This window comes from Myxococcus sp. CA040A (assembly GCF_013336725.1).
In the GTDB taxonomy this organism is placed as follows: Bacteria; Myxococcota; Myxococcia; order Myxococcales; family Myxococcaceae; genus Myxococcus; species Myxococcus llanfairpwllgwyngyllgogerychwyrndrobwllllantysiliogogogochensis.
In genome coordinates, this window is sequence record NZ_JABUMR010000001.1 from 430,731 (window position 1) to 446,374 (window position 15,644).

Sequence of the window (15,644 nt, forward strand, 5' to 3'; positions counted from 1 at the left end):
TCAGCGCGGTCTCGATAGAAGAATCGGTGCGCCGCGTGCCTCGCGCGCGGCGCACCGGAAGACGCGCGGGCGCCTGACGGGCATTGCGTCGCTGGCTCGGGCTGCTGCGCGCTGGGCGCGCTTTTCGTAGAGTCCCACGCCATGAACCTCCTCACCTTCGGTCTCAACGTCACTTTGGACGGGTGCATCGATCACACCCAGGGCATCGCGGACGACGAGCTGCACGACTATTGGACGCAGCTCATGGACCAGAGCGGGGCGATGCTCTTCGGGCGCAACACCTACGAGCTGATGGAGGGAGCCTGGCCCGCGGTGGCACGCGACGAAAAGGCGCCGCGCGCGATGCGCGAGTGGGCACAGAAGCTCGAGGCGAAGGCAAAGTACGTCGTGTCGGGTTCGCGGAGCGACTTTCCGTGGCGGAACACGATCAAGGTGGAGGGTGACCTTCGCGAGGCGATCTCGGCGCTGAAAGCGAAGACCGAGCGGGGTGTCCTCGTCGGAGCGCCCAAGCTCGCGGCTGCGCTGGAGGAGTGGGGGCTCATCGACGAGTACCGCATCGTCGTTCACCCCATCATCAGTGGCCGCGGGCCGACGTTGTTTCAGGGCCTGTCGAGTGCGCGGCAGCTCGAACTCCTATCGACGCAGCGGTTCAAGTCCGGCGTACTGGCGCTCCACTTCCGTCGCAAAGCGGGATGAGTTGGAGTCTGTGACTCCGCGCCAGGCCCCTCCCGACGCACGGGAGCGGGCCTGGGGCAGTGGGCCAGACGTCAGTCCAGGAGGTTCGCCAGGCCCGCGTACGTGTTGGGGCCGGGGATGCCGTCGAGCGGCCCGCTGTAGCCGCCCCGGTTCGCCAGCGACTGGAGCACCTTGTACGTGTTCGTCCCGGGGACCCCGTCAACGGGCCCCGTGTACCCGGCGCCGCTCAGGAAGGACTGGAGGCCCCGCCACGAGTTCACGCCCGGGGCCCCATCAGGGGGGCCCATGTACCCGCCCAGGCGCGCCACCCGTTGCAGCGCCGCGTAGGACTGGGTGCCCATGACACCGTCGATGGGGCCCGTGTAGCCGAAGCCCCGCAGCACGGTCTGCACGCCCTTCCAGGACTGGGTGCCCATGGCACCGTCGATGGGGCCCGTGTAGCCGCCCTTCGCGGCGAAGCGCTGGAGCGCCGCGTAGGACTGGGTGCCCATGACGCCATCCACGGGTCCGGAATAGCCATACCCCCCGAGGACCTGCTGGACGCCCTTCCACGTGTTCGTGCCGGGGACGCCATCCACCGCGCCGGTATACCCGCCCGCGCTCGCAATCCGTTGCAGCGTCACGCCCTGGGCCTGGGTGACGGGCGGCACGGGACCGGAGGACCCGTCCAGGTACGCCTGGATGCCGTTATAGGTATTGGGGCCGGGGACGCCATCGATGGGGCCCGTGTAGCCACCGTCCTGGGCCAGCAGTTGCAATCCCTTGTACGTGTTGACGCCCGGGACGCCGTCGGCCGGCCCCGAGTAATACCCCAGCTCACGCAGGACCTTCTGGATGCCCGTCCAGGTCTGGGCCCCCGGCACGCCGTCAATGGGGCCGGTATAGCCCCCGCGGCGCGCCAGGTTCTGGAGGATGGTTCCCTGCTGGGCGGTGATGACGGGGGTGCCTCCGCCGCCACTCCCTCCGGGGATGGCCGTGGGCGGAGGCGCCGTCGCGCCCAGCGGGGGCTGGGCCAGTCCGGCGAACGCGGACAGCTTCGCGACGTTCAGGTCGAGCGGAATCCCGTTCTGGTTGCCGGACGACGTGTACTGGTGGATCTCCCACGTGGGATAGGCCGTCCCCACGGACGGGTTGCCCGGCGTGCCCGTGTAGTGGGCAATCCATAGCTTCGAGCCCACGGCCTGCGTCTGGGGCCAGGTGTGGGCCTTGAGCAGACTCGAGTACGTGTACAGGAACGGGGCCTTGCCCAGCCGCGTCTTGACCGCCTGCATGAAGCTCGCGGTCAGGGAGTCATTCCAGAAGATGCCGTTGTCGATGGCCTCGTTGTCGAGCACCAGCAGGTCACCGGGCCGGTGGTCGTAGAGGTGGTCCACGAAGTACTGCGCGTCACCGGCCGGGGTGTACGAGCCCGCCACCCAGTAGTGCCCCACGAGCAGCCCGGCCGCGCGGGCCCGGGCGACCTGCTGGGTGTAGTAGGGCGCGACGTAGAGGGGAGAGACATTGGAGCCGCCGGCCTTGACGATCGCGAACTGGTAGCCGGCGCTCTTGATGGCATTGAAGTCCAGGTCCCGCTGCGTCGTGCCGACATCAATCCCATACACACCGCTCATCCCGGACGGCGGAGGCGTTCCGGGGTCCTGGGCCAGCCAGGTGGTGAGCCCCGCGTAGGTGTACTGCCCCGGGAAGCCATCCACGGGGCCCGTGTACCCGCCGAGCTGGGCGAGCCGCTGGACTCCCTTCCAGGTGTTCTCACCCGGCACGCCGTCGATGGGGCCGGAGTAGAAGCCCTTGCCGGTGAGGACCGTCTGGATGCCCTTCCACGTGTTGACGCCGGGTACGCCGTCCACCGCGCCCGTGTAGCCGCCCCGCTGGGCCACGCGCTGGAGGATCTTCCCTTCGTCGATGCTGATCTGGATTCCCCCGGAACCTCCGCCGCTGCCGGTGCCGCCGCCGCTGCCGGTGCCGAGCACGTTGCGGATGAGCGGCGCGGGGTCGCTGACGTTCTCGCCGAACGCGGCGTTGTTGGTGGTGCCCCGGGTCATGTGGAGGTGGGGCCCGGTCCACGCCGAGCCGTGGTCGTCTCCCGCGCCCGCCACGTACGCGATGATGTCTCCCTGCTGGACGTAATCGCCCACCGCGAAGCGCGTCCGGATGACGTGGGCGTACCCGGAGAAGTCGCCCGGAGCGGACTCCACCGCGAGGGTGTGTCCCACGATGGAGGAGTACTGCACGCGGCGAACGGTGCCCGAGCGGAGCGCGGGGATGGCCTGGCCCGCGCTCGCGTAGAGGTCCAGCCCCCGGTGCCCCAGGGGACCGTAGTAGGGGCCCTTGACGCCGAAGCGGGTCCCCCACCGGGACTCCGCGTAGAAGGCCTGCACGTTGGCCGGTGCGAGGGCCTGCGCTTCCTGGACCCCGTCGGTGGGGCTCCCGGAGCCTCCCGTGTCCGGGCCTCCGCAGGCGGTCAGGACGACGAGCAGGCCCCACAGCAGCTTCGTCGGGGTCGAGAGGCGGCGCGGGTTGAAGCTCCCTGGACGGGCTCGGGTATTCATGTCGCTCCCTGGTTGGATGACTCGAACCAGAGCAGATTTAACATGAAAACGTGAAATTCTTGCTATGGAGGTGTCCCGCTCGCTCCCTGCTGGACGCCTGGGCCTGAATCAGCGCAGAGGCAATCCCAGCCGCATTGCCAGGAATGAAATCATCACGTCGGCCGCGGCCTGGGTGTATTCGTTCGTCATGCGGCCATGAAGGTAGAAGGACATCCGCAGGCTCGCGGTGCCGAACTCCACCGCCAGCGCCGCGATGTCCGGCGAGCCCCGCGGGATGTCGATGCCGTGCGTCGCGAGCAGGTTGCGCGCGAGCGTGCCGAGGCGCGCGATCGTGGACTCGAGCGCGCGAAAGCTCACATCCGAGACCGGTCCGGTCAGCAGGACGACCTGCGCCGCCGGATGCGTGCGGTAGAAATCCGCCGCCTCCTGAACCATGCGCGTGAGCGGTTCCTGCCAGTCCTTGGCCCCCAGGAGGCTTTGGGCATAGTTCGTCAGGTGCGCTTCCAGCGCCGCCAGTTGGCGCTCCGCGAGCTCGTTGAGCAGGGCTTGGGGGGTCGGAAAGAACTTGTAGATCGTCGAGCGCGGGTACTCGAGACGCTCCGCCAGCGTCGGGATGGAGAAGGCCGAGAGCCCTGATTCGAGCAGCAGCTCCTCCGCCGCCTGGAGCACGGCATCGACCCGGACCTTGGCGCGCTGCTGCTGCGGCTTGCGCGCCACGAAGTCTGGGTTGGGAGCGGATTGACGCGCATCGTCAGCCATGGCGCTTGACTCCATTGCGTCCGTCGCGGACTCGCAGTCGGCCAAGCGGGTTCTTCCACGCCAGGGTTCGCTCGACAACCTGGCGGTGGCGGCCGAGTCCTTCCTTGGACTCGACGCCCGGACGGGCACCCGCCCAGCCCTGACTTTCGCAAGAGGCGATTAGGCGACAAATGTCGCCTATGCCACTTTGGCGACAAATGTCCCTTTTCGGGGTACACGTGAAGTGCGCTCATACCGAGCGTGCGTCTCGGAAGCTGATGTCTCCGAGCACGCGCCCAGCCGGTCGGACTGAAGCCCCATCCGACCGACCCACAGGCTGTCAGGAGGAGGGACGTCATGGCGGCACGTCTGACTCGAAGCGTTCTCGTCGCGATGTGTTTTGTCTGTGTCGGCGGCACACCGGCGGCAGCACAATCGGACCTGCTCGGCAGCAAGCGTGGAGGGCACTACTGGTTCGATTTCTGTACGGGCAAGTCCGATGCGACGCTCCTACCGCCCGACCCACGGTCACTCGTGACGCCGACGGCGAACAAGAACGTCGTCTTCAACGTGGGATGGAACTCGTGCATGAACCGGGCTCCGCTGACGTGTGGCGAGCTGCGGTCGACCAATGCGGCTGGAGGGCGGCTGCTCGGCGGAAACGGAAATCCCGATGCCGGCTGGGAGTTCAGCGGCCATTCCGCCTGGAGTCTCTGGTCGATGTCGGCGTCCCAGTACAACGCGCTGTGGCTGAGGTGGGGCCTGCCGTTCCGCCCTTCCGACTTCGACAACCTCGTCGCCGAGCGCTACGGCACCCCGCTCAGCGCGCAGCGCAATCCGTATCCTCTCCCGTTCGAGGATCCGAACCGCACGAACGGTGGCTCCGGCCAACTGCCGATGGCACTGACCCAGACACGCAATCCCGACGGCTCGTGGAGCGGACAGATTGGCGTCACGTGTTCGGTCTGTCACAGCGGCCAGATTGGCAAGGCGAGCGACGGCGCGGGCCTGGGGGCGTTGCACGGCACCAACGGCCTCACCGACGCGTCCCTGTTCCTGGGAGAGCTCGGAGGCCTCAACCCCGCCTTCACGATTGCCTCCCTGAATCGCATCCGCGGCACGGGGAACATCACCAACTTCCAGCTCTTCGCCCTGCTCACCATCTTCGACCCCGACGGGACCATCCCCGGCGTCATCCTCAATCCGGAGATCTGGGCGGCCGGATCGACGGGCACGGAAGACCCGCCGAACTGGTGGAACCTCGGGCACCGGCCGGTGAAGTTCTTCGACGCCGGGATGAGCAGCGACGCCACGCGCATCGAGCTCTCGTGGTACATGCCGGGCGCCGCGCTGCCGAACTACGAGGGCGGCTACGACTGGATCCTCGAGAACGAGTACGAGGCGAACACCTGGATGCTCGGCCTGAAGTCGCCGGCCTACCCTCTGCCGGTCAACACGGCGCTCGCGCAGCAGGGGTCGGTCCTGTTCCACACGCTCGACCTGTGGGCAGCGAACCGCAACAACCCGGTCGTGAAGCCGCAGCAGGCCGGCAACGGCTCGTGCGCGAGCTGTCATGGAGCCTACGCGCCGCGCTACGTGAACGATCCAAACTTCCTCGCCAATCCCTTGTTCGAGGGCATGGCGGCCAACGTCACGGCGATCAACGTCATCGACACCGATGAAGCCCGACTGCTCGCCAACGACGGAGCCGTCGAGACCCAGGCCAAGAACAGCTTCTTCGGGTACAACGGTCAGGACGGGTGCGCCGAAAAGTACAACATGATCGGCTATCTCGCGCAGCCGCTCTACGGTGTCTGGGCTTCCGGCCCCTACTTCCACAACGGCTCGGTGCCCAACCTCTGGAGCTTGCTCAAGTCGTCGGACCGCCCGCGCATCTGGCGTCGCAAGTCGAAGTCGCCGAGGTTCGGCGTTGTAATGGGATTCGAGACCGACCTCGCGACGGCCTATGACCAGACCAAGGTCGGGTGGAAGTACGACACGATTCCGTGCAGCCACCTGACCTTCTCGCCGTTCAACCACTGCAATCCGTGGGATCCGAACGAGACGCCGCTCATCGAGGGCGGGCTGTCGCTACTGTACGGCAACGGCGCGCTGGCCTGGAACCTCCTCGGCAGCATCGTGGCCCCGAGTTTCTCGAACTCGGATATCGAGGATCGCAAGATCTACAACACCCGGATGTTCAGCCAGTCGAACTCGGGCCACACGTTCACCGACGTGCTGACCGATGCGGAGCGCACCGCGCTGATCGAGTACATGAAGACGTTGTGAGCCCTATCCCGGAGCGTGGCGGGGATTCGCTCGCCACGCTTCGGCACACGATTCGGGTGTGTGCGCGAGGAAGGTGTCCACGACGCATCGTCACACGCGCGGCCCTCCACCCGCCGAGAATGAGCCCGGATGAGACTCCGGCTCCTTCGTGGAGCTGCGTCCTGGCCGCAACGTCCAGAGGGGGCGAGTTGCCGGCTCACTTCAGGACGAGCATCGCGCGCGTGCGGACCTCCATGTGAACCGCGCCGTCTGCCATCGGCCGAAGGGCCTGGGTCGCGGTAAGTCTGACCTGCGCTTCTCCACATCAGGGGCCAACACGCGGGTCCGCGGCGTTGCCCCTCATCATGGGGAGCTGGGCGAGGCTGGGGCCATGCCTTGCGTTCGATGGCCATGAGCCGCTGCATGGCTTCAGTGCGGCCCTGACGGTATCGCCGTCGTGTCGGGCTGATGCTCCCGACGGAAGCGCCGCCAATTCTCGATGGGGGACCTCGGCGCGGGGAGGGTTTCCTCCCCCGGAGCGGTGATGGTCAGCCAGACGCGAGGCTGATAATCCCTCCTCCGTCATGTCCGAGGACGCCCCCGCCTTCGCAGAGCTCGCGCAGTTCACCCTGGACCGGGCCTCGCTCCGGTTGCTCCCCGAGTCGTTCTGCCGCCGCAACCAGGTCGTGGTGCTGGGCAAGGTGGACCCGGAAGCCCCCGACGTGCCGGTGACGGTGGGCACGACGAACCCGGACAACGGGCCGATTCTGGAGCTCGTCACCGAGTTCCTCCGGCGCCCCCTCAACACGGTTCGCCTGAACCCCTACGAAATCGAATCCGCGCTGGAAGTCGGCTTCGGCGCGGGCCCGCGTGTCACGGCGGATATCGTGCTGAAGCCCGGCCTCAAGCTCACCCACTCGCCGACCACCGTGGAGCTGGTGGAGCACGTCCTCTTCAGCGCCGTGGAGATGAAGGCGTCCGACATCCACGTGGAGAGCTACTTCGACGACGTGGACCTGCGCTATCGCGTCGACGGCATCCTCCATCAGTCCTACACGGACATCGACCCGCGCTCGTTGCCGGGCGTCATCAGCCGCGTGAAGGTGCTGGCCGGACTGGACATCACCGAGCGACGCCGCCCCCAGGACGGTCGCCTGCGCGCCCTCGTCGAGCGCCCCGAGGGCCGCAAGGTGGTGGACTTCCGCGTCAGCGTGGTGCCCAGCCCCGCGGGCGAGGACGTGGTCATCCGCATCCTCGACGCGAGCGTGGGCCTGGTCCCCGTGGAGAAGCTGGGCCTGTCGCCCGCCATGCAGGCCGTCTTCCTCCAACTGCTCTCCAACCCGGAGGGACTGGTGCTCGTCACCGGCCCCACGGGAAGCGGGAAGACGACGACGCTGTATTCGGCGCTGGCGCGGCTGAACGACGGACGGCGCAAGATCGTCACCGCCGAGGACCCCATCGAGTACTACGTCCCCAAGGTGAACCAGAAGCAGGTGACGCCGCAGATGCCGTACGCGACGTTGCTGCGCGCGCTGCTGCGCCAGGACCCGAACGTCCTGCTCGTGGGAGAGATTCGAGACCTGGAAACAGGCAGCATGGCGCTGACGGCCGCGGCCACGGGGCACGTGGTGCTGGGCACCCTGCACACCGCGGACGCAGTGGGCGCGGTGGCCCGCCTCCGTGGATTGGGACTGGATGACGTGGACGTGGCGGACTCGCTGCTGGCGGTGCTGACGCAGCGACTGGTGCGGCGCATCTGCGAGCAGTGCGTGGAGGACACGAAGCCCACGCCGGAGCAGACGAAGCTGCTGGGGCGGCTGCTGGACGGAGTCCACACGCGCGCCGGACGAGGGTGCCCCGCCTGCAATCACACGGGCTATCGAGGTCGCTCCGGCATCTTCGAGTTGCTCGTCGTGGACCCGGACCTCCAGGACCTCATCGCGCACGGTGAGCCCACGGTGCGGCTGCGCCGACACGCGCGGAAGCACGGCCTGCGAACGCTGATGGAGGACGGGCTCGACAAGGTCAACGCTGGCACCACCACGGTGGCGGAGCTGGTGCGCGTGGTGCCCTATCGCCACATCCTCACCACCCGGGATGAGCGCTTCGGCGCGGAGTCGGACGAGGAGGCGTAGGCCCGAGCCCGAGTGGAGGGCGGGCCTCGCCAGGCCAGGAGCACCTCCGAGCACGATTCTCGGAGGTGCTGGCCCAGGGGACTGCTTCAACTCGCGACGGGCCTGAAGCCTTGCGTCACAGGACCTGACAGAACAGCAGCGCGGGCTCGGTTGAGGCCGTGTCGACCGGGCACGCGAGGCTCGTGTTGGAGGTGTTGCCCCATTTGTCCGTGGCCAGGAGCGAGAACGGCAGCTGGGTGTCGAAGGAGTAGATGGTCGGGATGGACCACGTCAACGAGTACGGCGCCTGCGTCAGCGTGACGTTGAATCCCGGGATCAGGCCTCCGCTGAGGACGACGGACTGGATGCCCCGCGGGTCGCTCACCGTCCCCGCGGAGACGAAGTAGGTGCGACCGGCACCAAAAACGGTGAACGTGTACGAGGGGCCGGTGTTGTCCGCGGTCACCGTGCGCGTCACGGGCGTGCTCGCCGCGCCCTGGAGGTCGCTGCACTGGAACAAGAGGATGGAGTCCCCGTCCTGCCGGGCCGAGGTGTCGACGATGAACTCGTAGGGTGCGGTGGTGTCTATCTGCATCACGACGCCGTTCTCGCGCATCTCGACGTGGTGAACGCCATCCGTGTCCACGCACTGCACGGTGAACTTCGGGGACTTCGGCTGGGAGTCGTCACGGGTGATGCCCGTGATGACGGGAGGCGTGATTCCCTTGAAGAACACGGTCTCGAAGTTCGTCGTGTTGCCGCAGTTGTCATGGACCACCGCGTGGAAGGCGTGCGGACCGTCGGCCATGTTGGCACCGAACTCCAGCACGTACCCCGGGGTGGTGGGCAGCGCCACCAGGGTCCCATCCACATACAACCCATAGGGGTAGACCAGGCCACAGATGTCCGAGGCTCCAAAGGTGAGCCTCACCAAGGAGCCCAATTGGGTCTTCTCGAAGGTCACCGCCGGGGGCGTCACGTCACGAGGCGCGGCCAGGGTCCTCACGCTCTTGTTGCCAAAGGCATCCGTCACCTCCACGGAGAGGTTGTGGGCCAGCGGATCAATGGGCGTGTACTGGACCACATATGACGTGGCGGAGTTCGTGCGCGTGGCGAAGACCACCCCGTCCACCTTGAAGTCGACCCGTGTGATGGTCGAGATATCCGACACGCTCGCGTTGACGATGAAGGGCGGGGCACTGCCTCCCACTGTCATCGAGACATTGGGAGGCGTGTTGTCCACATCCAGGGCGTGGTGGACCATCGTGACATTCAAGAAGCGGTCGAATGCCTTGATCAAGATGTCGTGGGTGCCGTCAGGCCAGGTCGACGTGTCGTATTCATTGTCGAAGGGCGCCATGGATACGGTTGACCTCCACACGGAGTTGTCGAAGTACTCGACCCGTTCGATACCGGAGTCGTCGGTCGCCGTGACGGAGAAGTAGGGCTGCTTCAGCGGGCCCAGGCGGGTGACCGACAGGACGGGCGGCTTCTTGTCCAATACGACGGACACCGTCGTGGTGGTGGCGTTCTGCCAGAAGTCCCAGGCCTTCAGTCGGACCGTATGCGTCCCGTCCTTGAGCGCGGCCCCCGGCATTCGCAGGGTGAACTGCCAGCCCGGCAGCGGGAACGGATTTCCACCATCCAGTATCAGCTGTGGGGGTGTGTGGAACTTGTTGGGAGTCTCCGCATCGGTGATGGTGCCGGTGCATTCGATGTCCGCCCCCACCTGGGTGCAGCTCAGAACGGCGGTGGGAGGGTTCGTGTCGGGCAGGTCGCCCACGTTGATGGCGGCGAACGCGGAGCCCACGGCCTTCATCTGGGTGCTTCCCGAGGCGCCGTACAGGGATATCACCGCCTCGAGCGTGGCCTGGCGGGCCTGCGCGTAGTCCGCGCCCAGGGGCATGGATAGAACCGCGCGGCTCCAGAGGCGCAAGGCCGCGGTGGGGCCAAGGCCGGAGAAGCCTTCGGGGACCAGGAAGCTGCTCCACGGGTCCGTGCTCTGCTCTCCCTGCCAGGGAGTACAGCCGTAGGCCAGGAGCAGGAACATGCGCACCAGGGGGCCACCTGCGCGGTGGGTCTCCTCACCGCCGATGCCGTCGAACCAGATGTCGATGATCGGATCGATGAGATTGCGCATCACCGGGCCGGCCTCCTCACCCATGGTGAGGTTGGTGGTCTTCAGGGGCACGGCATCGATGTCGAGCGCCGTCCCACCCACCCGCGCGGCGTCGCGGGCGAGCTCGGTGACGAAGCCGAAGATGTCCCCTGTTCCCTCATTCATGCCATGCATCTCCGTCCTGCCGGAGGGAAAGGTCGCGGGGTTCCTGGCCAGCTCCCGCATGAAGAAGTCATGGCCCAGCTCGTGGCCGATGATGTCGGTGGTCGACAATGGAACGAGCAGGCCCCCGGCGGCCGTGACGCCAGCGGGAAAGGTGCGATAGCCAATCTCCAACCGCGGACGGGTGTTGCTGGGATTGTACTCCGCGTTGCCCATGGGGGCGTGCAACCAGACCTCGAAAGGCAGACCCGCTCCGGTGGGGCCATCGCGGCTGAGGAGAGACTCGTAGACGCCCCAGGCCAGGTTCACGGCGAACATCGCGTCCACCGCCGCGCTCTCGCCGTTCTCGCCGTTCTCCTCGTTCGTGGGGTTGAAGAGGCGCCCATCACCAAACTTCGCGTCAATGCTCACATAGTCTTCGATAACAGAGCCAGGGAGGCTCTCCGTACTCAGCATCGCCTGGTACTTGTTGCCCCGTGGATCCTGGAGCACATAGAGGCGATTCTCGAAGAGGACGGAGTGCGTGAGCCTGCCGGAGAAGTAGCCATAGCCCGACACGGGCTTGTAGGTCCCCCCTGCCAGGTCGATGGCCAACGGCTCCAACCGCAGCAGCTGGCCGGAGCGGGCGTCCACCTGCGCGCTCCAACGCCGCTCCATCCCGGCCGGTTCATTCCCCGTGAGCAGATGCAGCTGGTGCACGAGCGTCAGGCCCGTCACCACGCGCTCGAAGTGGTCGGCGTTGTGGGCACGTCCGGCGGCGGGGGTGGGCACGCCTGGCTTGAGGCGGCGCTCCTCCTGGGGAAGGAACATGAGCCGGGACTCTTCCACCCGCGCCGAAGCGTCCTTCATCTCCTCGAGGACCGTGGCCTCCGCCTGGGCGGCGGTGACCCGAGCCTGCGTCTGGGGACGCGTGGTGGCCGCGAAGCGGACGTTGGTGAGGGAGGTCACTCCTTGAGTCGTCCTTGCTTCCAGTCCCTGGATGGGGATGCCCTGGAAGTGGAGCGAGTGGCGGTCCCCCGTGTCACCGGGCGCCGGGACGAGCGTGACCTCCCGGAGGTCGAAGCCGTGCTCGGCGGCGAGCCGTTCCGCCTGGACCCGTGACGGAGACTTCTCCCGCGCGGCCTCGTCCAGCGGCGCGGAATCACAACTTGCGACCATGAAGACACAACCGCCCAACAACCACCTGCGCAATCTCATCGGACTTCCCCCTCTGGCGTATGGACTCATGTCCCGGTGATTCAGGGACCCCTGCGTCCTGCGCTCCATTGTCGGAATGTGGAGGGAAAAGGTGCTTGGCGCGCTCCAATCCGGAGGGCCTGATGGTCGTCGCCGCCTCCGTGCCCGAGCAGGTGAAGCTCCGGGGCGGCTGCTGGACGAAGTCCGCACGCGCGCCAGCGGAGCGGCCCTCTCGTCGAGGCATTGACACGAGAAGACTCGACGCGTGGCGGCGTCCCCCGCAGAATCGCGCGCGTGAGTGATTCGGGGGAGCAACCATCATGATGACCGTCCAGGAACTGCGTGCGCTGAGCTCGCGCCTGACCGAAGCCTTCTTCTGCAAACAGGTGGGCCCGTTCGTGCTGGTGCAGCGGCCGCCCAGCCCGGTGATGGCGCAACTGGCGATGAAGATGGGCGCGGCGCGCACGACGATGGCGCGGGACCTGCCCAGCCTGGAGCGGCAGCAGGTGGCCCTCTGGCTGCACTTCGACGCGCTCACCGTGGCCACGCTTCCGCCCGTGGAGGGACAGGACGTGCTCACCGTGGGACGCCAGCCGGACTGCGACCTGGTGGTCAACGAGCCCTCCGTCTCCAAGCGCCACGCGAAGCTCTGCTGGTGGGGCCCGTCGGTCGGCTGCACCTTGGTGGACCTGAAGTCGAGCAACGGCACGTTCGTCAACGCCAGGGAGGTGGAGGCGGGCGGCGAGATGCACGTGCGGGACGGAGACCTGCTGGGCTTCGGCGACGCGACGTTCGCCTATCTGCTCGCGCCTTCTTTCTATTCGAAGATGAAGCGCGTCGCCCCGTGAGCGCCAGCGGCCGGTGAGTGGTGGGTATGTGATGGAACGCGGCGGACCTGTCCTCGAGTCGGTTGGTTTCCGGGGCCCGCGTGCCGCAACGTGGCCCCACCATGCCGACCCACACCCCTGACACCGTCTCGTCTCCTGGCCGTCGACTCGCACGACAGGCCCTGCTGCTCACAACCCTCTCCACCTGCCTCCTCGGCTTGTTCCCGGCCCACGCCGAGGACGGAGCGCCCGCGCGCCGCGACACCCTGTTGGTCGGAAACACCCGAGGCAACAACGTGGTGCGCTACGACGCACGCACGGGAGAGTTCCTCGGAGATTTCATCCCCGCTGGCAGTGGCGGGCTGGTGAACCCGGACTCGCTCGTCTTCGGGCCGGATGGCCATCTCTACGTCGCCAGCGGTGACACGCTCGCCAACTCCGCCATCCTTCGCTTCAACGGACGCACGGGCGCGTTCATCGACACCTTCGCCTCGGGCGCGGGCCTGTTCCGCCCCTATGGACAGGCGTTCGGACCGGATGGCCTGCTCTACGTGAGCAGCTTCCTCACGGACAAGATTCTCCGCTTCAACGCCCGGACGGGCGCCTTCGTGGATGTCTTTGCCTCCGGCAACGGCCTGCCCGGTGGCCTCAATGGCCCCAACTTCCTGGCGTTCGGACCGGACCATCGGCTCTACGTCACCACCCAGGGCTCGGTCGCCGTGGATGGCGTCCCCACGTTCCCCGGTCTGCCCAGTCAGGTGCTGCGCTTTGACCTCTGGTCTCGACGGTCCGAGGTGTTCATCGACCAGCCCGCGCCGTCACCGGATGGAGCGGGCTTCATCAGCCTGCTCGGGCTGGCCTTCAGTCCTGGCTGCTCGCGGCTCTTTGGTGACTGCGACCTGCTGGTCAGCGACTTCGCCAACGACATCCACCGCTATGACTTCTGGACGCGGCGGATGGAGTCCACGCTGTCCACCAACTACACCGGCACCGTGCCGACGAAGAACTTCCGTGGCGGCGTGGTCTTCGGCACCCACGAGCGCATCTACACGGTGGGCTTCGACTTCACGGACCCGGCGCTGAGCGGCGCGGTGCTGCGCTTCGATGGCCGCGATGACAGCCCGCTTCCTTCTCCGGGCAACAGCGGCGCCCTCCTCGTGCCGCCCTCCACGGACCTGTTGCGTCCGGTGGGCATCGCCTTCGTTCCTGGCCGCTGAAGGCCCGGCGCGTCACCGTGACCTGGAACGCGAGCTGAGCAGGAACCAGGCGGTCAGCAAGACCACGGAGCCCAGCATGACCGCCAGCGGCAGGGGGAGGTGGGCGTGTTTCACGCCCAGGTAGAGCAGAAAGCCTATCCCGCCCAGCACCAGCACGATGAGGACCATGGACAGAAGAATCATGGGCAGCACCGAGCCCACCGCCATGAACAAGAGGCCGCGGACCATCAGCCCGAGCGCGGCCTCGGAGGCGAGGTCCGGCAACGACTTGGACCCGAGGGTCCTCCGAGCGCAGTCCAGACAGAGGCGCTCACCGTTCGTGACCTCCGGCTCCTCGCGGAGACGGGTGCCGCAGACCTGACAGTCTCCGCCCAGGCCCAGCGTGTACCGCCAGGACCCAGGGCGCTTGGGAGTGGCCATGGGAGAAGCGTAGGGACTGCCCGTCACGCGAATGTCACGCGTGGAGCGCCGTCTTCGTGTGGAGGCCCGGGTCCCCCGGTAGGATGCCCCTCGGGTGTGTGAGCGCACCCCTGGAGGGATGGGGACGTGGACGCGAAGCCGGACGACTTTGGACCGCCGAGAGATGAGCAGGAGCTGTCCGCCGTGGCGGACATCCTGATGCATGCCTATGCGATGACGCCCGCGGACTGCCTCGCGTGGAGGCAACGGCTGGATGCGCGCGACCTGCGCCTCTTGCGCGACGGCGGGAAGGTGGCGGGCACGCTGGTCTCCATCCGGAAGGGGCAGTGGTTCGGCGGGCGCAGCGTGCCCGTCGTCGGTGTGGGTGGCGTGGGTGTCTCGCCGCTGCACCGGGGGCAGGGGACAGCGACGCGGCTGATGACGCGACTGGTCCAAGAGGCGCGCGAGTCGGGCGCGGCGCTCTCCATCCTCTATCCCGCCACCCAGCCCCTCTATCGGCGCGCGGGCTACGAGCAGGCCGGCGCGCGCTACGAGACGCGCGTGCAGATGTCCGCGCTGGAGATGGGCGAGCGCACGCTGTCCCTGCGAGCCATCGAGTCGCGCGACGAGGCGGCCATCGCCGCGTGCTACACGAGCTTGGCCCGCTTCCGTCAGGGCTGGCTGGACCGGAGCGAGTTCTCCTGGGGGCGCGTGCGCAACCCTCGCTCCGAGCCCGTCCACGGCTACCTCGTGGAGGGCAGCGCCGGAGTGGAGGGCTACGTCTACCTGGCGCGCCGTCCGCTCAAGGACTTGAAGCAGGAGCTGGCCCTCACGGACATCGTCGCCACCACGCCCGCCGCGGCGCGCCGGCTCCTCCGCTTCCTGGGCGACCACCACTCCCTGGGCACGGAGGTGGTCTGGTACGGCGGCCCGGACGACCCGTTCCTCCTCTTGCTGCGCGAGCAGTCCTATTCGGTGAAGGTGTACATGCACTGGATGGTGCGCGTGCTGGACGTGGTCTCCGCGCTGGAGGCCCGTGGCTGGACGCCGGGGCTCTCTGGCTCGCTGCACCTGGAAGTGACGGACGAGCTCTTCCCGGAGAACCAGGGCCGCTTCGTGCTGGAGGTGGCGGACGGCGTGGGCCGGGTGAAGCGGGGTGGCGAGGGCCGGCTGCGGCTGGATATCCGCCAACTGGGCCCGCTGTACACCGGCTTCCAGTCCGCGGCCTCCCTGCGCTCGGTGGGGCTGGTGGAGGCGGATGACGCCTCCGTGCAGGCGGCGATGGCGCTGTTCTCCGGGCCTCAGCCATCGCTGCGGGACATGTTCTGAGAGGGGACGCGCGGGCCCCGCCCCCAGGCCCTGGTGGCCCTCCGTCGGGC

At 67.6% G+C, this 15,644-nt stretch carries 10 protein-coding genes and 1 pseudogene; 6 read left to right on the forward strand and 5 right to left on the reverse strand.

What is annotated here, in order from left to right:
- The first annotated feature begins 141 nt into the window (after positions 1-141).
- Positions 142-696 carry a dihydrofolate reductase family protein gene (locus HUA75_RS01835; protein WP_174461612.1) on the forward strand — a complete coding sequence of 185 codons (555 nt, stop codon included), beginning with the start codon at positions 142-144 and terminating at the stop codon, positions 694-696.
- Between the two features lie 71 nt (positions 697-767).
- Here the strand turns inward: HUA75_RS01835 and HUA75_RS01840 are convergent, their stop codons facing one another.
- From HUA75_RS01840 to HUA75_RS47845, 3 genes and pseudogenes are all read right to left on the reverse strand, one after another.
- Positions 768-3,245, reverse strand: a complete 2,478-nt coding sequence (locus HUA75_RS01840) for a GH25 family lysozyme (RefSeq protein ID WP_174485382.1) — start codon at positions 3,243-3,245, stop codon at positions 768-770.
- Positions 3,246-3,353: 108 nt separating this feature from the next.
- Positions 3,354-4,004, reverse strand: coding sequence for a TetR/AcrR family transcriptional regulator (locus tag HUA75_RS01845; protein WP_174452960.1), 651 nt, complete (start codon positions 4,002-4,004; stop codon positions 3,354-3,356).
- A gap of 25 nt (positions 4,005-4,029) precedes the next feature.
- Positions 4,030-4,131 (reverse strand): annotated as a pseudogene (locus tag HUA75_RS47845) (IS5/IS1182 family transposase); the annotation flags it as partial.
- Between the two features lie 209 nt (positions 4,132-4,340).
- Here HUA75_RS47845 and HUA75_RS01850 point away from each other — a divergent pair.
- Together HUA75_RS01850 and HUA75_RS01855 are read left to right on the forward strand one after the other, a co-directional pair.
- Positions 4,341-6,272 carry a hypothetical protein gene (locus HUA75_RS01850; protein ID WP_174485383.1) on the forward strand — a complete coding sequence of 644 codons (1,932 nt, stop codon included), beginning with the start codon at positions 4,341-4,343 and terminating at the stop codon, positions 6,270-6,272.
- Positions 6,273-6,835: 563 nt separating this feature from the next.
- Positions 6,836-8,386 carry a GspE/PulE family protein gene (locus HUA75_RS01855; RefSeq protein WP_174485384.1) on the forward strand — a complete coding sequence of 517 codons (1,551 nt, stop codon included), beginning with the start codon at positions 6,836-6,838 and terminating at the stop codon, positions 8,384-8,386.
- Positions 8,387-8,501: 115 nt separating this feature from the next.
- Here HUA75_RS01855 and HUA75_RS01860 read toward each other — a convergent pair whose 3' ends face one another.
- On the reverse strand, positions 8,502-11,843 hold the full coding sequence (locus tag HUA75_RS01860; RefSeq protein ID WP_174485385.1) for an Ig-like domain-containing protein: 3,342 nt from the start codon (positions 11,841-11,843) through the stop codon (positions 8,502-8,504).
- Between the two features lie 299 nt (positions 11,844-12,142).
- Between HUA75_RS01860 and HUA75_RS01870 the strand changes: the two genes are divergently transcribed.
- Both HUA75_RS01870 and HUA75_RS01875 read left to right on the forward strand, forming a co-directional pair.
- Positions 12,143-12,670: an FHA domain-containing protein gene (locus HUA75_RS01870; protein ID WP_141640682.1), complete on the forward strand. Its 528-nt coding sequence runs from the start codon at positions 12,143-12,145 to the stop codon at positions 12,668-12,670.
- Between the two features lie 101 nt (positions 12,671-12,771).
- A complete protein-coding gene (locus tag HUA75_RS01875; RefSeq protein WP_174485387.1) occupies positions 12,772-13,866 on the forward strand; it encodes a PEP-CTERM sorting domain-containing protein in 1,095 nt (364 codons plus the stop codon).
- 12 nt (positions 13,867-13,878) lie between these two features.
- Here HUA75_RS01875 and HUA75_RS01880 read toward each other — a convergent pair whose 3' ends face one another.
- Complete coding sequence (locus HUA75_RS01880; protein ID WP_141640680.1) at positions 13,879-14,286, reverse strand: TraR/DksA C4-type zinc finger protein; 408 nt, start codon at positions 14,284-14,286, stop codon at positions 13,879-13,881.
- A 126-nt stretch (positions 14,287-14,412) separates the two neighbouring features.
- Here HUA75_RS01880 and eis point away from each other — a divergent pair, with 126 nt between their 5' ends.
- Positions 14,413-15,594 carry an enhanced intracellular survival protein Eis gene (gene eis, locus HUA75_RS01885; RefSeq protein WP_371746036.1) on the forward strand — a complete coding sequence of 394 codons (1,182 nt, stop codon included), beginning with the start codon at positions 14,413-14,415 and terminating at the stop codon, positions 15,592-15,594.
- The last annotated feature ends 50 nt before the right edge of the window (positions 15,595-15,644 follow it).